This window comes from Amycolatopsis sp. NPDC006125 (assembly GCF_040614195.1).
GTDB classification, from domain to species: Bacteria; Actinomycetota; Actinomycetes; order Mycobacteriales; family Pseudonocardiaceae; genus Amycolatopsis_E; species Amycolatopsis_E tucumanensis.
The window spans coordinates 74,817-91,067 of the sequence record NZ_JBEXTZ010000006.1 but is presented as its reverse complement, the minus strand read 5'-3'; the positions used below and the strand labels follow the sequence as shown (position 1 = coordinate 91,067).

Sequence of the window (16,251 nt, the reverse complement as noted above, 5' to 3'; positions counted from 1 at the left end):
TCTCAGGGCGGATCGAGGAGTGTCAGCGGCGGGGAAAGAGCACACTGGTGCTCGGTTGACACAGGGAGAAGAGATGCAGCCGAAGACGAAGGCCATCACCGCCGCGGTCACCGGGTCCGCGCTCGGCGCCGCCGGGCTCGCCTGGCTCGCGATGCCCGCGGCCGCGGGCGAGGCGCCCGAGCTGCCGCCGATCAGCGCGGAGGAGCTGGTGCAGTCGGTGGCCACCACCAAGACGCCGGCGCTGGCGGGCACGGTCGAGGTGGACAACAACCTGGGCCTGCCGGTCTCGACCCTGCCGGGGGGCGCGAGCCTGGACATCGACGCGGCCCGCGTCTACAACGACGGCGCGGGCAACAGCAAGCTCGCGATCGAGCAGGGGGCCAGCGAGCACACCGTCGTCCGCAACGGGGCGACCGTGTGGACGTACAACTCGGCGTCGAACGAGGCCACGAAGGTCACGGTGCCGCCGGAGGCGCTGCAGAAGCCGGAGGAGTACCAGCTCAGCGACCCGGCGACGGCGACGACGCAGGTGCTCGCGAAGGTCCGCGAGAGCAGCACCGTGACGGTCGAGGGCACCGCCCGCGTCGCCGGACGCGCGGCGTACGAGCTGGTGCTGACGCCGAAGCCGACCGAGCGCACGCTGTTGCGCGAGGTGCGCGTCGCGGTCGACGCCGAGAAGCGCGTGCCGCTGCGCCTGGCCGTGATGACCTACGGCACGTCGGACCCCGCGTTCCAGGTGGCGTTCAGCGACATCGCGTTCGCGCCGCAGCCGGCGAGCGAGTTCCAGTTCACCCCGCCGCAAGGCGCGAAGGTGACCGAGGAGCAGGCGCCTGCCGAGCACCCGGACCAGCGGGCCGTCGAGGACGCGGTGCAGGTCAGCGGTGACGGCTGGGACAGCGTCCTGACCGGTTCGTTCCCGGCCGAGGCGCTGGCGCCGCAGCAGGGCGAGCGGGGGCAGAACGTGGACCCGAAGGCCCTGCTGGCGCAGTTCGGCAAGCCGGTCAGCGGCGCGTTCGGCACCGGCTACGTGATCACCACGAAGGTCGGCACCGCGCTGGTCACCGACGACGGCCGCTTCGCCGTCGGCGCGGTGCCGGAGCAGGTGCTGATCGAGGCTCTGGGAGCGAAATGACGGAGACACTGCCGGTGGGCGCTTCGGTCGAAGCGCCCACCGCGGGTCCGGCACTCGCCGCGCGGACCAGGGGGCTGCGCAAGGTGTACCGGACCGCGGTCGCGGTGGACCAGGTCGATCTGGACGTGCCGGAGGGCGCGGTGCTGGGCATGCTCGGGCCGAACGGGTCGGGCAAGACCACCACGATCCGGATGCTGCTCGGCCTGGTCCGCCCGACCGAGGGCGAGGTGGAGCTGCTCGGTCACCGGATGCCCGACGGCGCGCCGCGAGCGCTGCCGGATGTCGGCGCGCTGGTCGAGGGGCCGGGCTTCCACCCGTTCCTGTCCGGGCGGGAGAACCTGCGCCGCGTCGCGGCCGCCGAGCCGCGGCTGTCGTCGGCGGCGATCCCCCGCGCGGTCGAGAACGCGCTGGAGCGGGTCGGGCTCGGGCACGCCGCGCACCGGCGCTACCGGGGGTACTCGCTGGGCATGAAGCAGCGGCTGGGGCTCGCCTCCGCCCTGCTCGTGCCGCGGCGGATGGTCGTGCTGGACGAGCCGACGAACGGCCTGGACCCGGCGGGCACGCGGGAGATCCGCGACATCATCGGCGAGCTGCACGCCGAGGGCGTCACCGTGCTGGTGTCCTCGCACCTGCTCGCCGAGGTCGAGGCGACCTGCACGCACGTGGCGGTCCTGCACGACGGCACGGTGGTGGCGCAGGGCGAGCTGGACGAGCTGCTGGAGTCCGGCACGCCGTCGCTGGTCGTGTCCACTCCGGACGGTGACAAGGCGCTCACCGCCCTGCGCGACAACCGCATCCCCGGCCGGCTCACGCCGGAGGGCGTGCGGGCGGACCTGAGCGCGGCGACCGCGCCGCAGGTGATCGAGACGCTGGTGCGGGCCGGGGTGTCCGTGCACGAGGCGAAGCGGGCCCGCACCGGGCTGGAGGACCTGTTCGCGCGGCTGACGCAACGGGATTCCGAAACCGGGGGCCTGCCGGATGTGGACGAAGGGGCGTCATGACGGCGACACTGGACGCGGCGCCGGTGGAACGGTGGAGTGTGCCGTTCCACCGGCTCTACCGCGCCGAGCTGCGGTGGATCTTCCGCCGCCCGCGCACGCTGATCGTGCTGGGCCTGCTCGCGCTGATCCCGGTGATCGTCGGGATCGGGCTGACGATCGCGGGCGACAGCGGCGGCAGGCCCAGCGGTGGTGAGGGCGACAACGCGCTGCTGGCGTCCGCAGCCGGGAACGCGCTGGTCCTGCCGCTGGCCACGCTCGGGCTGACGCTGAACCTGATGCTGCCGCTGGTCACGGCGATGTCGGCGGGCGACGCGCTGGCCGGTGAATCGGCCGTGGGCACGCTGCGCGGGCTGCTGCTCGCGCCGGTGAGCCGCGGCAGGCTGCTGCTGATGAAGGCGCTCGGGGTCGCGTCCTTCACGCTGGCCGCGGCGCTGCTGATGGCCGTGGTCGCGATGGTGACCGGGCTGGTGATCAACGGGACCGGATCGCTGTTCACGCTGTCCGGCAACACCCTGTCCTTTGTGGACGCCTTGGGCCGGGTCGCGCTGGCGGCGGTGTGGGTGACGCTGCAGCTGTGGGCGGTCGGGGCGATCGCGCTGGCGATCTCGGCGTGCACCGAGCACCCGATGGTCGTCGTGGTGTCGATGCTGGCCGGCGTCGTGGTGTCGACGGTGCTGCTCCTGCTGTCGGCGGTGGACTGGCTGCACCCGTTCCTGCTGCCGCAGTCCTGGACCGCGATCGCGGACATCCTGCGCGATCCGATCCCGGCCGACCAGCTCGGCGAGGGCGCGATCCGCGCCGCGTGCTACGTCGTGATCGGCCTGTCCCTGGCCTACGCGCGGCTGTCCACGAAGGACGGTTAGCCGATCAGGGCGACGCCGTCCGGGTCGGGGGCGATGCTGATCTCGTCGCCCGGGTTGACGTCGGCGGAGACCGCCGCGACCGCGTCCACCGTGCCTGCGCTCGTGCGCACGGACAGGCGGACGTTGTCGCGGCGGTGCACCTTGCTCAGCACCTCGCCGGTGATCCCGGCGCTCGCGAGCCGCAGCCCGGTGGGGCGCAGGCCGAGCCGGACCGGCCCGTCCGCAGCGTCCGGGATGGCGACCTCGCCGAACGGGCAGCGCACGATCCCGTCCGCCGCCTCGCCGTCGACGACCGTGGTGACGCCGAGGAAGCGCGCGACGTTCTCGTCCGCGGGCCGCCGCCACACCTCGCGCACCGCCCCGGCCTGCCGGATCTTCCCGGCCTGCAGCACGGCGACGCGGTCGGCGAGCGTGAACGCCTCCTCCTGGTCGTGCGTGACGAGCAGCGCGGTGATCTTCGCGCTGCGCAGCATCTCGGCCAGGTCGACGGCCAGCTGCTCGCGCAACCCGGCGTCCAAACCGGACAGCGGCTCGTCGAGCAGCAGCAGGCGGGGCTCCGGCGCGAGCGCGCGGGCCAGCGCCACCCGTTGCGCCTCACCGCCGGACAGCTCGGTCACCCGCCGCTTCTGGTAGCCGGCCAGGCCGACGAGGTCGAGCAGCCGGCTCACGCGTTCCGCGCGCGCGGCCGGCGGCATCCCGTGCATCCGCGGGCCGAACGCGATGTTCCCGGCCACGTCCCGGTGCGGGAACAGCTGGCCGTCCTGGAACACCAGCCCGAACCCGCGCTTGTGCACCGGCACGCGGGCCAGGTCGGCGCCGTCCCAGCGCACGCTGCCCGCGGTGATCGGCTCCAGGCCGGTGATCGCGCGCAGCAGCGTCGACTTCCCGGAGCCGGACGGGCCGAGCAGCGCGAGCACCTCGCCGTCGGCGATCTCCAGGTCCACGCCCGAAACAGCGGTGAACGGGCCGTACCGCACGGTCAGGCCGGACACGGTCAACGCCATGGCTAGAACTCCCCCACCCGGCCGGACGCGAGCCGGTCGATCACGATCACCGCGGCCGCGGTGACCAGCATGAGCAGCGCGCACGCCGCGTACGCCATCTGGTTGTTGAGCTGGCCCGGCCGCGCGATCAGCGCCGCGATCGCGACCGGCAGGGTCGGCGTCTGCGGGCGCGCCAGGAAGCTCGTCGCGCCGAACTCGCCGAGCGCGACGACGTAGCCGAACCCGGCAGCGGCGACGACGGCGCGGAACGCCAGCGGCACGTCGATCTCGCGCCACACCCGCGCCGGGCTCGCGCCGAGGGTGGCCGCGGCCTGGCGCAGGCGGTCGTCGATCGACCGCACCACGGGCAGCACCGTGCGGATCACCAGCGGAATCACCACCAGCGCCTGCGCGAGCGGCACCAGCAGCGGCGACCGGCGCAGGTCGCCGGGCAGCGCGTCGAGCGTGATGAGGTAGCCGAACCCGACGGTCACAGCGGACACGCCGAGCGGCAGCATCAGCGCGGCGTCCATCGACTCGCCGACGCCGCGCGCGAGCCGTCCCGGCGACCGGCGCAACGCGACCAGCAGCACCGACGCCGACACGCCGATGACCATCGCCAGCACCGTCGCGTCGGTCGCGGTGCGCAGCGAGTTCAGCGCCGCGTCCCAGCCGGACACCTGGAGCGTGCCGTCGTTGCCGGTGCTGGACAGCGCCCGGTAACCGGCCAGGCTCCAGCCGTCCGCGGTGGACACCGAGCGCACCAGCAATGCGACGATCGGGGTCAGCAGCAGGCCGAGCACGACGACCGCGGCGCCGACCACGGCCCACTCCCCGCCGACCGGGCGGCGCGCGGTCTCCCGGCGCGACCGCAGCCGCAACGCGCTCTCCCGGCGGCGGCGAGCGGCCGCGCCGAGCAGCAGCGCGCCCAGCACGGCGGCGATCTGCACCAGCGACAGCGCCGCCGCGCCGGTCAGGTCGAGCAGGTTCTCGGTGCGCAGGTAGATCTCGGTCTCCAGCGTGCGGTACCGCGCGCCGCCGAGGATCAGCACCACGCCGAAACTGGTGGCGCAGAACAGGAACACGACGGCGGCCGCGGACGTGATCGCCGGCATCAGCGCGGGCAGCGTCACCGAGCGGAACGCGCGCCAGCGGGACGCGCCCAGCGCGCGGGCGGCGTCCTCGGCCCGCGAGTCCAGCAACGCCCACAGCCCGGCGACCGTGCGGCCGACGACGGCGACGTTGAAGAACGCGTTGGCCAGCACGATGGACAGCCAGCCGCCGTCGGTCCACAGCGCCCGGAACGCGAGGCCCACCACCACGGTGGGCAGCACGAACGGGACGAGCACCAGCGTCCGGACGACCGCCACCCCGGGCAGCCGCACGCGCGCCAGCAGGAACGCGACCGGCAGGCCGGCGACCACGGCGATCAGGGTCGAACCGGCGGCCTGCGCGACCGTGAACCAGGCCAGCCGCCACGTCTCGCCCTCGGCCAGCGCGGCGAGCACCTCGCCGTCGACGAAGCCCAGCCGCAGGATCGCGCCGACCGGCCAGGCGAAGAAGACGACCAGGAACCCGAGCGGCAGCACGGCCAGTGCCGCCAGCCCGAGCCCGGCACGGCTCACTGGCCGAGCAAGGAGCGCCACTGCTCGATCCACCGCTCGCGCCCGGCCTGCACCGTCTCGGCGGGCAGGCTCGCCGGGTTCGGCGGCAGCGGGGCGGCCGTCGTCCACGCCGTGGGCAACGCCACGCCCTCCCGCGCCGGGTAGACGTACATGTTCTCCGCCACCGTCGCCTGGAACTGCTGGGACAGCAGGAAGTCGATCACCTTCTGCGCGTTGGCCGCGTTGGGCGAGCCGGCCAGCACACCGGCGTACTCGACCTGGCGGAAGCAGGTGTCCAGCAGCGCCTTCGTGCGCGGCTTGCCGTCCTCGCCGATCTCCGCCGCGGGCGAGGACGCGTAGGACACCACGATCGGACGCGGCCCCTTGCCGGAGGAGCCGGAGAAGTCCTGGCCGTAGGCCTCCTCCCAGCCGGCGACGGCGCGCATCCCGTTGTCCTTCAGCTGGGTCCAGTAGGCCTGCCAGTTCTGCTCGCCGTAGCGGGCGATGGTGCCGAGCAGGAACGCCAGTCCGGGCGAGCTGGTGGCCGGGTTCTCCACGACCAGCAGGTCCTTGTACTCGGGCTTGATCAGGTCGTCGTAGGTCGCGGGCTCCGGGATGCCGCGCTCGGCGAACCAGGTGGTGTCGATGTTGACGCAGACGTCGCCCACGTCGACGGCGGACAGGCGATGCTCGGAGTCCACGGCGTAGCGCTGCGGGCCGCGGTCGGCCTCGGGGCTGGTGTAGGGCGCGAAGACGCCTTCGGTGAGCGCGCGCGAGGCGAAGGTCGAGTCGACGCCGAACGCCGCGTCGCCGATCGGGTTGGCCTTCGTGAGCACCAGGGTGTTGGTGAGCGCGCCCGCGTCGCCCTTCTTCACGACGTTGATCGTGATGCCGGTCTGCTGCCGGAAGGCGTCGAGCACCTGCTGCGGCGCGGCGAACGAGTCGTGGGTGACGAGCGTGACCGTGGCCGGGCCGTCCTCCGCGTCGTTGCCGGCCAGCGTGCAGCCCGCGGTCAGGGCGGCGACAAGGCCGACCAGGACGCCCGTGCGGAATCTCATGACCACTCCTCGCTCGTTCCGGCGAGAAAGGTCGGGGCCCTCCCTGCGCCGGCATGATCCGGATCAGGTGCGAACGGTCGCGGGGCGAACCCGCCTCTCAGCCCGGTGGACCCGGACTCCCGTGGCAACCGTGCAGCGTACCCGCCGCCGTACCACCATGGAGCACATGGCGGAACTACTGAGCGAAACCGAGATCTCCGAGGCCCTCAACAAGCTGCCGTACTGGCAGCGCGCGGGCGACGCGCTGGAGCGCACGGCCGAACTCGCCGACTTTCCGCAGGCCATCGCAGTGGTCAATCGCGTCGCCGAGATCGCCGAGGGCGTGAACCACCACCCGGACATGGACATCCGGTGGCGCACCGTGACGTTCCGGTGCAGCACCCATTCGGCGGGCGGGATCACCGCGAAGGACGTGTCGCTCGCCGAACAGATCGACGGCACGATCGACGCGCTGTGATCTAGGCCGGACCGGCAACTTCGCGGCCGGTCCCGTGCGTTGCCCCTGGTGGAGGGAACGCACCATGAGGAAGGTTGTCACGCGACTGGCCGCCGTGGGGGCCGCCGTCGCCTTGTTGCTGGGAGTGCTCGCAGGGACCGCTTCGGCGGTCACGTCCACCGCCGTCGAACCGCCCGGCGAGACGCGCGCGGTGGTGGTCGGGACGCTGGCGTTCGGGTTGATGATCGCCGCGGCGGGGGCCGTGTTCTGGTACACGGCGCGACATCGGGGACCACAGGAGTGATTTCGGTCACGTCGGCCGCCGGTCTGTAACGACAGGGGTGTCGTGGGCGCTGTCACGCGCGGAAGTCCCTGCTCACCCCGAGGTTCGCCGCCATGAACACCACGCCCGCCCTGTCGCCGGCCCAGCGCGCCTGGGTCACCGCTCTGGCCACCGTGATCACCCTGCTCGCCGTTCTCGTGCTCGCCGCGCTGGGCTGAGTTCCAGCAGGTCAAAGGCCCGCCGGTACCCCGGCGGGCCTTTTTCACGCGCAGTTGATCTGTGTCCATGACCACTCGTTGGTGACTTTTCCGTGTCCTATTCGTAATGTCACGGGCGGCCATCCCCCGAACGGCCGAAAAGTCCCCTCCCCGAAAATGGTGATCTTCCGAATGGTGGGTCGACATAGATCCAAAGCGAAATCGCTGAGAGTCCCCCTGGCGATCGGCCTGGCCGCGGCGTTCGTGCTGGGCTTCGCGGTCTGGCTGACCGGCAACTTCAGCAGGCAGGACACGGCCAGCATGGCGGCGCAGATGAAGCCGCTGCCGACGACCTCGGCCCCGACGAGCACGTCGAGCAGCACGACGACGCCGCCACCGCCTCCCCCGCCGGTGACGACGACGCCGCCGGTGGCGCCCCCGCCGTCGACCACTTCGAAGTCGACGCCGAAGTCCACGAAGACGACCCCGAAGACGACGACCAAGGCGGCGAACGCCTGCTCGTCGGTGCTCGAGGGCACGTTGCCGCACGTGGCGAAGGTGGGCAACCACATCGCCGCGAAGTTCGGCGTGGACGACATCGGCGGCCGAGCGGGCCGCTCCGGCACGAGCGACCACCCCAGTGGCCTCGCGCTGGACTTCATGGTGGACACGTCCACGGGCAACGCCATCGCCGACTACCTGCTGGCCAACCAGTCCGAGTTCAACGTCAAGTACGTGATCTGGAGGCAGCGCTACAACGACGGCAGCGGCTGGTCGACGATGGAAGACCGCGGCGACGCCACGGCCAACCACTACGACCACGTGCACGTGTCGTTCGAGTCGAGCGGCTCGGTGAACGTGACCTGCTGATCGGCGGTTACGGGCTCGACGCCCGCAGTTCACGAGAGAACGCCCAGGCTTCCCCGGCCTGGGCGTTCTCTCGTTCTTTCGGTGTCGCCCAGCCGCCGGCGGCGGGCTCCGCTGTGCCCTGAGCAGGCGCCCTGCCACCTCAGCACGCCCCACCGCTCATGGTCCACCCGCCCTGCGGCGCGCGCACCGCCCACCAGCCGGCGCACCGCCCACCAGCCCCTGACACCCCCGCAGCCCACCGGCCCGCCAGCCGGCGCACCGCCCACCAGCCCCTGACACCCCGACAGCCCGCCGGCCCGTCAGCCGGCACACCATCCACCAGCCCCTGACACCCCCACGGCCCACTGGCCCGTCAGCCGGCGCACCATCCACCAACCCCTGGAACCCCCACAGCCCACCAGCCCGCCAGCCGACACATCGCCCACGGCTCACCGGCCCGCCGGCCCGCGCACCGCCCACCAGCCCCTGACACCCCCAACGGCTCACCGGCCCGCCAGCCCGCGCACCGCCCACCAGCCCCACGGCCCTCGCGCCGCCCCACCCCACCCCGCCGCGCCCGGAGACCGCGGCCCGGCGCCATGAGCTCGCGCTCCGTGGACCCACGAGCTACTTTCGGTCACCTGATTCCCGCGGCTCGAACGTCCCGGACTGTGTCCCGCTGCTGGCACGGGCTCGTCGTGATCGCCTCGCTCGCCGTCCAGCTGGCGCTGATATTCACCGGCGGCGCCGACGCGAACTCCGGCAGACCGGGGAGGCGCTCCGCCTCGGGGTCCGCCTGTGGCGGCTCTTCAGCTACTTCACCATCGAGAGCAACCTGCTCGTGCTCGCCGCCGCGCTGGTGCTCGTGTGGCGCCCCACCTTCGACGGCCCGGTCTGGCGCGTGGTGCGGCTGGACGCGCTACTGGGGATCCTCATCACCGGACTGGTGATCGCGATCGTGCTGGCGCCCCAGGTGCACCTCACCGGAGCCGCCCTGGCCGCGACCATCGGCTTCCACTACATCTCCCCGTGGGCGACGATCGCGGCTGGCTGCTCTTCGGGCCGCGCCCACGGATCTCGTGGTCGACGCCTTCGTGTGGCCCTTGGCATGGCTCGTCCACATCTTCACGCAGGGCGCCTTCACCGACTGGTACCCGTACCCGTTCCTGGACGTGACGGAACTGGGCCTCGGAGCAGCCCTCCGCAACGCGGTGCTCGTCGTGGTGCTCGCCCTGGCGTTCGCGGCACTGTTCAAACTCGCCGACGCCCGGATGCCGGCCCTCCTGCGAGACACGCCGACCCCCGACCACCGGGTGTCGGCCCCGCCGGAGCGATCGGCGCCGTAGGCCGGGTCAGACGTTGAAGCGGAACTCCACCTGACTACAACATCATGCAACCATATACGGGTGGAGACAACCACCGGCCCCAGATCACCGATCCGCTGCGCGATCTACCTGCGGATTTCCCTCGACGCGACCGGCGAGCAGTTGGCGATCCAGCGGCAGCGGGAGGACTGCCAGCGGATCGCCGAGCAGCGCGGCTGGCAGATCGTCGCTGAGTTCGTCGACAACTCGGTGAGCGCGTCCGACAGGCGTCGCGCGCGCCCGGGATACGACCGGTTGGTGGAGGCGTACCAGGCGGGGCAGTTCGACGCGCTGGTGTGCTGGGACCTGGACCGGCTGACGCGGCAGCCCCGCCAGCTCGAAGACTGGATCGAGGCCGCCGAGGAACGCGGCTTGCTGCTGGTCACCGCCAACGGCGAAGCGGATCTCTCCACGGACGCGGGCCAGCTCTTCGCCCGGATCAAGGCGAGCGTTGCCCGGAGCGAGGTCCAGCGCAAGGCGGCCCGGCAGCGACGTGCGGCAGCCCAGCGGGCTGAGATGGGGAAACCGCCCCTCGGAGTGCGGCTCACCGGCTACACCGTGTCCGGTGAGCTGATCAGCGAGGAAGCCAAGATCGTCCGCAAGGTGTTCGACCGGTTCGCGGCAGGGGATTCCCTGCGCTCGCTGGCGGCATGGCTTACCGAGAGCGGCGTGCCGACGCGGCGCGGCCAGGCGTGGAACCCGTCCAGCGTCCGCACGATGCTCACGAACCCCCGCTACGCCGGACGCGCGGTGTATCAGGGCCGCGAAATCGGCAAGCGCGGGACCTGGGAGGCGATCGTGCCCGACGACACGTTCGCGGTAGTCCAGGCTCGGCTGGCCGATCCTCGGCGGAAGACGAACGGCTACGGCACCGACCGGAAGCACCTCGGCGCCGGGTTGTACCGGTGCGGCGTGTGCGAGTCGCCGGTGGTGTCGTGGTCGGGCAACCGGTACCGCTGTCCAAGCGGGTGCATCACCCGGGCACAGCGAGGCATCGATACGTTCGTGACGGACCACATCCGGGCGCGGCTGGGCGCCCCGGACCTCGCCGACCTGCTGCCCCTGGGAGAGTCCGGTGAAGCCACAGAGGCACAGGAGGAAGTGGCCCGGCTGCGAGCCCGCCTGGACCGCATCGGCGAGGACTACGACAGCGGCCTGATCGATGGCCGCCGGTACCAGGTCGCAACGGCCAAGGTTCAGGCCGAACTCGCAGGAGCCGAGGCCGCTTTGGCGCGCCTGTCGGCTAACACCGGCGCGGCATCGCTGCTGCTCGCTGCTGACCCAGTAGCGGCGTTCGAGGCTTCACCGCTGATGATCCGCCGGAACGTCATCGACATGCTGGCGATGGTGTTCTTGCTTCCAGCGCCACGCGGGCGCCGCACGTTCGATGAGGCCTCCGTGGTGATGCTGTGGCGGAAGTCTCTGGCCGCGTGAGAACGGCCGCCAGGGGCGGGAGAAGACCCCTGACGGCCGTTTGTGCGGGGCCTACACAGCGATCGGGGCCTGGGCCTCGCCGGTCGGCGCGAGGTTCTGGAACACCACGCGCAGGGACTCCACACCGACGAACGCGGCGGCCTCGAACGTCTCCACGAACGTCTGGAACCGGTTCCGGGCGTTCAGCTCGCTGTCCCGCACGACGCCGAGATCCAGGCGCCCACCGTCGAGGTACAGCCAGTCGCCAGTCCGGAACAGGGCCGTGTCCACCGATGTCGGCCACGCGGGGAGGGGCTGGCCGGCAAACGCGGCGGGGAACGTCTGCGCGGGGATGGTCAGGGCGCCCACGGTCTGCTGGGGCAGGCCGTCCAGGTGCCACACCGGCGTGACGTGCCGGACCGCGAACCACCGCTCGATCTCCGCATCGGCCTCCGCGAGGGCCTGCGCAGTGTCGGCGCTGGCCTGCTGGCGGACGATGTCGGCACGGATCTCATCCCGCAGCCACACGGGCGCGATCCACGTCAGCGGCGGCTGGACCGCCAGACGGCGGCGACTGCGGTAGTAGCTCACGGCCTGATCGAGACCGGCCAGAATGTCCCGCGCCGCGCCCAGCCGCTTCGGGACGGTCACCAGCGTGGACCCGGCCAGGATGTCAGCCAGCAGTTCGTTCTCGGCGACGCGGGCAGCCGCGATCAGGCTGGTCTCCACCGCAGCCTGGGCGTACTCCCGGTCGAACCGGGCCATGAAGTTCGCCAACTCCAGCACGGAGTAGATCGCGCGCACCGCCACCGTCTCCACGGGCGGGCAGTCGAACTGCTGGACGGTCTTGCGCGCGCCGTCGGGTGCGTCGGCGGCCACGTCGTCGTCAACGGTCCACACGCCAGCCGTCAGGCTGCTGGCATCGATCGCGCGGCGGAACTCGATACCACCGTGCTCAGCCTGGAACCGGTTCAGCGCGTCCCTGACGGGCCGATCGGCCACGCCCACCACCGGAATGTCGTAGATCGTCTCCAGGGGCGCACAGAGGCCACCAGCGGCCGTCAGCGCGTCCAGGGAGCGCGTCGCGTCGATCCTCGGCATGATGCCTGCGGAGGGCACGCTGGTCTGGAGCATCCGCGCTTCCGGATAGGTGGTGTTCACCCGCATCAGCACATTTCTGCTCGGCGCCGGGGCGCCAGACATCCCTGTTGCCGTGCGCTGGAGGGCGTCCGCCACGTGTTCCACGAGGGCGTCCTGGGTCTTGACGGCGCCCTGGCCAGGGATGATCACCTCCGCGCGGATGGGCGTCTGGGCGGCCTCCAGGTGTGCCTTCTGGGCGAGCACCTCCTGTTTGGTGGCCGCCAACTGCTCCAGCGTCCGCACGGCCTCCTCGGTGTACTGCCCTCGGTACTTAGCCGCCGATCGAGCGAGGTTTGCCAGCACCTCGTCAGCCTGCTTGATAGTCGTCACCCGCATTGGGTGTGCCTCCTTGGTAGGGGTTCCGTGGACTCCCCAGCCGGGCTAGGCCTCCGGCGCTGTGTCTGTCCGTTCGAGGTGAGCCGGGCTAGGCCCTGCGCGCACGCACCCACTGTCGGCCCTACGCGCGATGGACGCGACCAGCACGCCCCCGGCTATCTGTCGTGCTGCACAGATCACACTACGGCCGCGATCGCGTTTTCCCTGGTCACGCACCAGGTTTACCCCCCGATATGGGGTAAACATGTTGTGCCACAAGGGATACCCGGGGAAGGACGGTTGCTGACCGTTCTCTTGTTCCGGAAGGATCAAGACCGTCCGAAGTAAAACAAGCGCACCGGAACGACTGAACAAGGAGAATCCACCGCGCACCGACTGGGCCGGGACACCGGCCCGTGAAGGAGGTGCGGTCTCCTTGACCGTCCGTGGTGATAGCAGCACGATCCATCACCTGCGCGCCCGCGTGGCGAACGCCAAGCGGTGGAACCGACCGGAGGCGGAGGATCTCCAGCGTGAACTCCGCACGGCGATCCTCCAGCGGCACATCACCGATGCCCTGGCGACGTGGCCGCCGCTGACCGACGAGCAGCGCGCCCGCCTGGCGGCCCTGCTTTCCCCCTCGACGGGGGGTGAAATCCGGTGAAGACAAGGGAAAGCCGCCCCGGGGGCAACGGGGCGGCCACGGAAACCCTTGCTGGGAGGCCGTTTCCTACCGGAGATTCTACCCCTTCCGGGGGTGCATCGTGAGCTACCAGGCCGTCGAGTGGGTGTTCCGCGAGGCTCCGATGCCCAAGACCGACGCCGGTAAGAACCACACCACCGCACGCCTCGTGCTCGCAGCGCTTGCCGATGCGGCGGATGCGGACGGGACCAACGCCTACCCGGCTGTCTCCGAAATCACCTGGCGCACCGGACTGTCGGACAAGCCTGTCCGCAACGCCCTCAAGACGCTTGAGCAGGCCGGGCTGATCGTGCGGAACGGAACCAAGGGCGACGGAGTCACCAACTGGACGTTGCGGCTCCATCTCAAGCGCCCTCCGGAGGAGCGCGCCGCTCACGACGCCAAGGTCAATGCAGAGCGGGAAGCCGCCCTGGAACGCATGACAGCCGCGCGGAGGAAGCGTGCAACGGACCACCAGGTGAACACGTTCCGGTCGCAGGAACCGGAACCTCGGGGCCACGCTTCCACGGCGTTCCGGTCGCAGGAACCGGAACATGGACTTGGTGAAGGCCGTACGACTGCGTCGTTCCGGTCCCTGCGACCGAACGTTCCGGTTCCTACGACCGAACGTTCCGGTTCTTGCGACGGGGATACCAGTCCTTACCAGTCCAAGGACCAGTCCTTCTCCCCCCTCCGCCCCCCGCTGGGGGGAACGCGCTCCACCGGCCGCGCGGCCTCGTCCACCGCGAGCGGCGGACAGCCGACGGGCGAGGCGGGGAGCGAGGTCGAGCAGGACACCCCGCCGGACGCCTACGACTGGGCGGACGAGCTGGCCGACGCCGAGGCTGACGCGCCCCCCTCACGGTCCGTGCCGTCCCCGACAAAAGACGCTGAGGACGAGAGGGCGACCGACCGGGAGCACCGCTCGGACACCGTGCCGTACCCGATCGAAAAGAGGGCTGAGGACGCCGAGGACGGCCTTTCCGGGCCGGAGTGGACGGAGATCCGGAACACGGATGGTTGGGCGGCTGAGGCACACAAGAGGCTGGCGCCCGCCTACCACCGGCGTTACGCCAAGCCCGAGCCGTTGGCACGCCTCGCTCGACGCGCCAACAAGGGCGATCGGGACGCACGTCGAGCGCTCCACGACCTCGGACTGGTCGCATCATGACCGCCCGCGTCCGCGCCGACATCGCCGAGACCGTCCGCACCGGCCTCGCCGCCCTCGCCGAGATCACCGCCCACTACCCCGAAGCGCTTCCGGCCCTTGCCGAGCAGGCCCGGCAGATCACCGCACAGACAGGAGACCATCATGCCGAAGTCCACCCGTGAACTCGTCCTCGCGCCGTTCCCTGGCCTGATGAGCTACCAGGAGGCCGTGGCTCAGGCGCAGTGCCCGGATTGCGTCAGCACCGTGGAGCCGCACACCAGCGACGACGACGGTCCCGGCGTGGTGTTCGCGGTGCGCCACGACCCGATGTGCGTGCACGGCCGCAAGCTGGACCTCCAGCGGCGGAAGGCCCGCGCCAAGCGCAAGGCGGACAAGGCCAAGCGCACGGCCGCCAAGCGCGCCCGGAAGGCAGCCGGCCAGTGACCGCCCCCGAGATGCCCGAGCCCGACTACCCCGAGCAGTACGGCATGGTGTGCCGCTCGCTGGTGATGTGCCGCGAGGTCGTCTACCCCGCCGCTGTGGTCGAGGACACGCCCGCGCTGACGTTCGCCTACCTGTGCCCGAACTGCGGCACCGAGTGGACCGCCTACTTCCCTCAGGAGCCGACCGATGGTTGAGATCAACCCCTACGCGCAGCCGCAGCAGAACACCCCCCGGCCCAGCACCATCGTGGACGTCATTGCGGAAACCAAGCGCATCGTGGACGCCGCCGCACGGTCGAACCCGCTGCGAAACGCGATCATCGACGACGGGGTGGTGCGCTGGCGTGGCAACTACACCGACGCCACCACGGGCGACCGCTCGTACTACGTGCGCATCGGGGAGCTGGACGACGTGGAGCAGGACCCCGTATTGGGCAAGCCCCAGCGGGGGTTCAGCATCCGCCGCGACGACCCCAGCGGCAGCATCGCGTTCCAGGTCGCCGACTGGGATGCGAACTGGCGACCCGGCGGCCCCCTCCGGCAGCGGGTCCGCATGTACGACCGCAACGGCAAGCCCATCTTCGAGGAAGGCTTGAACGGGGGCCTGGCGTGGCCGTGGACGTCCGTGTGCCTGTACTCGATGTCCGACACCACCCGGCCGTACACGATCGCCACCACCACGACCGCGTGGCAGCTCGTGGCGTTCGCGGAGGTGTACGCCCACGGCCCCATCGTCGAGGCTATGGGCCAGATCTTGATGGGCTTGAACTACAGCATGGACCTCCGGCTGAGCGTCGGCGCCTTCCTCACCCCCGGCGGGTCCGAAACCATCCAGACCGGCACCATCGCCTCCGGCACCGGGGCGGGAAGCTGGTATCTGAGCCTCGACACCGCCCAGAGCGCCCTGTGGGCGAACAACCTGGGCCGGTACCGCATCTACGTGGAGGCGCGGCTCACCAACGCCAACGGCAACCCCACCGGACCCGACCTGAACGCGTTCCTCCGTCCGAACTGGAGCGGGATCGCGGCATGACCTCCCCCGACCCGCAGCCCGAGCGCACCGAGTTGGTGCGGGACCTCGACGCACCCGGGTGCCCGATCGTGGCGCGGCGGGTCATCGACACCGAGGTACAGCAACTGCTCGCGGTGATCGCCACGGACACGGACCTGGACGACCTGCTGGGGCTGCTCGCGGACAGTTCACCCCCCGACATGGGGTGACCGCGCGAACGTCGTGACCGGAGGGCGCGACAGGCCCCCACCACACCGAAAGCGCCCTCCGGTCCGCACCTGACCAGCGCCGATGCGGTTTACCCCCGCACTGGCGGGACATGGCAG

The 16,251-nt window shown here is 71.3% G+C and carries 20 protein-coding genes and 1 riboswitch; of the genes, 15 read left to right on the top strand and 5 right to left on the bottom strand.

The genetic code is table 11. The annotated features are described in order from the left end of the window. Positions 1–73: 73 nt before the first annotated feature. Genes ABZ193_RS05255 through ABZ193_RS05245 form a run of 3 tightly spaced genes read left to right on the top strand, consistent with a single transcriptional unit; the run spans position 74 to position 2,996 of the window. Complete coding sequence (locus ABZ193_RS05255; protein ID WP_237336066.1) at positions 74–1,132, top strand: sigma-E factor regulatory protein RseB domain-containing protein; 1,059 nt, start codon at positions 74–76, stop codon at positions 1,130–1,132. Beyond that, complete coding sequence (locus ABZ193_RS05250) at positions 1,129–2,133, top strand: ABC transporter ATP-binding protein (RefSeq protein WP_354708999.1); 1,005 nt, start codon at positions 1,129–1,131, stop codon at positions 2,131–2,133. Before ABZ193_RS05255 ends, ABZ193_RS05250 begins: the two co-directional genes overlap by 4 nt. Then, positions 2,130–2,996 (top strand): ABC transporter permease subunit, encoded by an 867-nt coding sequence (locus ABZ193_RS05245; protein WP_354708997.1) that lies wholly within the window; start codon positions 2,130–2,132, stop codon positions 2,994–2,996. The genes ABZ193_RS05250 and ABZ193_RS05245 overlap by 4 nt, the downstream gene beginning before the upstream one ends. Here the strand turns inward: ABZ193_RS05245 and ABZ193_RS05240 are convergent. The 3 genes from ABZ193_RS05240 to ABZ193_RS05230 are packed head-to-tail and all read right to left on the bottom strand — an operon-like array spanning position 2,993 to position 6,641. Next, the gene (locus ABZ193_RS05240; RefSeq protein WP_354708995.1) at positions 2,993–4,000 is read right to left on the bottom strand and encodes an ABC transporter ATP-binding protein; all 1,008 of its coding nucleotides are present in this window, start codon (positions 3,998–4,000) and stop codon (positions 2,993–2,995) included. The two genes, ABZ193_RS05245 and ABZ193_RS05240, sit on opposite strands and share 4 nt — an antisense overlap. 2 nt (positions 4,001–4,002) lie before the next feature. Continuing rightward, on the bottom strand, positions 4,003–5,604 hold the full coding sequence (locus ABZ193_RS05235; protein WP_237336068.1) for an iron ABC transporter permease: 1,602 nt from the start codon (positions 5,602–5,604) through the stop codon (positions 4,003–4,005). Next, positions 5,601–6,641 (bottom strand): thiamine ABC transporter substrate-binding protein, encoded by a 1,041-nt coding sequence (locus ABZ193_RS05230; RefSeq protein ID WP_354708994.1) that lies wholly within the window; start codon positions 6,639–6,641, stop codon positions 5,601–5,603. Before ABZ193_RS05230 ends, ABZ193_RS05235 begins: the two co-directional genes overlap by 4 nt. 22 nt (positions 6,642–6,663) lie before the next feature. Then, positions 6,664–6,774, bottom strand: a riboswitch (TPP riboswitch). A 33-nt stretch (positions 6,775–6,807) separates the two neighbouring features. Between ABZ193_RS05230 and ABZ193_RS05225 the strand changes: the two genes are divergently transcribed. Then, on the top strand, positions 6,808–7,098 hold the full coding sequence (locus ABZ193_RS05225) for a 4a-hydroxytetrahydrobiopterin dehydratase (RefSeq protein WP_020422309.1): 291 nt from the start codon (positions 6,808–6,810) through the stop codon (positions 7,096–7,098). A 64-nt stretch (positions 7,099–7,162) separates the two neighbouring features. After that, the gene (locus ABZ193_RS05220; RefSeq protein WP_020422310.1) at positions 7,163–7,381 is read left to right on the top strand and encodes a hypothetical protein; all 219 of its coding nucleotides are present in this window, start codon (positions 7,163–7,165) and stop codon (positions 7,379–7,381) included. A gap of 241 nt (positions 7,382–7,622) precedes the next feature. Here ABZ193_RS05220 and ABZ193_RS05215 read toward each other — a convergent pair whose 3' ends face one another. Beyond that, positions 7,623–8,129 carry a hypothetical protein gene (locus tag ABZ193_RS05215; RefSeq protein ID WP_345072982.1) on the bottom strand — a complete coding sequence of 169 codons (507 nt, stop codon included), beginning with the start codon at positions 8,127–8,129 and terminating at the stop codon, positions 7,623–7,625. On the opposite strand from ABZ193_RS05215, the gene ABZ193_RS05210 reads away from it, so the two are divergent. From ABZ193_RS05210 to ABZ193_RS05200, 3 genes are all read left to right on the top strand, one after another. Beyond that, positions 8,107–8,427 carry a hypothetical protein gene (locus tag ABZ193_RS05210; protein ID WP_308191146.1) on the top strand — a complete coding sequence of 107 codons (321 nt, stop codon included), beginning with the start codon at positions 8,107–8,109 and terminating at the stop codon, positions 8,425–8,427. The two genes, ABZ193_RS05215 and ABZ193_RS05210, sit on opposite strands and share 23 nt — an antisense overlap. A 1,058-nt stretch (positions 8,428–9,485) precedes the next feature. Further along, positions 9,486–9,752: a Pr6Pr family membrane protein gene (locus tag ABZ193_RS05205; protein WP_354708993.1), complete on the top strand. Its 267-nt coding sequence runs from the start codon at positions 9,486–9,488 to the stop codon at positions 9,750–9,752. Between the two features lie 60 nt (positions 9,753–9,812). Beyond that, entirely contained in the window at positions 9,813–11,204 is a 1,392-nt protein-coding gene (locus tag ABZ193_RS05200) for a recombinase family protein (protein WP_354708992.1), read from the top strand. Positions 11,205–11,255: 51 nt separating this feature from the next. On the opposite strand, the gene ABZ193_RS05195 is transcribed toward ABZ193_RS05200, so the two are convergent. Next, a complete protein-coding gene (locus tag ABZ193_RS05195) occupies positions 11,256–12,659 on the bottom strand; it encodes a major capsid protein (RefSeq protein WP_354708991.1) in 1,404 nt (467 codons plus the stop codon). Positions 12,660–13,074: 415 nt separating this feature from the next. Between ABZ193_RS05195 and ABZ193_RS05190 the strand changes: the two genes are divergently transcribed. The 7 genes from ABZ193_RS05190 to ABZ193_RS05160 all read left to right on the top strand — a co-directional run bounded on the left by ABZ193_RS05190 (position 13,075) and on the right by ABZ193_RS05160 (position 16,134). Further along, on the top strand, positions 13,075–13,302 hold the full coding sequence (locus ABZ193_RS05190; RefSeq protein ID WP_237337650.1) for a hypothetical protein: 228 nt from the start codon (positions 13,075–13,077) through the stop codon (positions 13,300–13,302). A 100-nt stretch (positions 13,303–13,402) separates the two neighbouring features. Further along, the gene (locus ABZ193_RS05185) at positions 13,403–14,491 is read left to right on the top strand and encodes a helix-turn-helix domain-containing protein (RefSeq protein WP_237337651.1); all 1,089 of its coding nucleotides are present in this window, start codon (positions 13,403–13,405) and stop codon (positions 14,489–14,491) included. Further along, positions 14,488–14,652 (top strand): hypothetical protein, encoded by a 165-nt coding sequence (locus ABZ193_RS05180; RefSeq protein WP_237337652.1) that lies wholly within the window; start codon positions 14,488–14,490, stop codon positions 14,650–14,652. The genes ABZ193_RS05185 and ABZ193_RS05180 overlap by 4 nt, the downstream gene beginning before the upstream one ends. Beyond that, complete coding sequence (locus tag ABZ193_RS05175; protein ID WP_237337653.1) at positions 14,633–14,914, top strand: hypothetical protein; 282 nt, start codon at positions 14,633–14,635, stop codon at positions 14,912–14,914. Before ABZ193_RS05180 ends, ABZ193_RS05175 begins: the two co-directional genes overlap by 20 nt. Then, complete coding sequence (locus ABZ193_RS05170) at positions 14,911–15,108, top strand: hypothetical protein (RefSeq protein ID WP_237337654.1); 198 nt, start codon at positions 14,911–14,913, stop codon at positions 15,106–15,108. Before ABZ193_RS05175 ends, ABZ193_RS05170 begins: the two co-directional genes overlap by 4 nt. Beyond that, on the top strand, positions 15,101–15,946 hold the full coding sequence (locus ABZ193_RS05165) for a hypothetical protein (protein WP_237337655.1): 846 nt from the start codon (positions 15,101–15,103) through the stop codon (positions 15,944–15,946). The genes ABZ193_RS05170 and ABZ193_RS05165 overlap by 8 nt, the downstream gene beginning before the upstream one ends. Beyond that, positions 15,943–16,134, top strand: a complete 192-nt coding sequence (locus tag ABZ193_RS05160) for a hypothetical protein (RefSeq protein ID WP_237337656.1) — start codon at positions 15,943–15,945, stop codon at positions 16,132–16,134. Before ABZ193_RS05165 ends, ABZ193_RS05160 begins: the two co-directional genes overlap by 4 nt. Positions 16,135–16,251 lie beyond the last annotated feature (117 nt).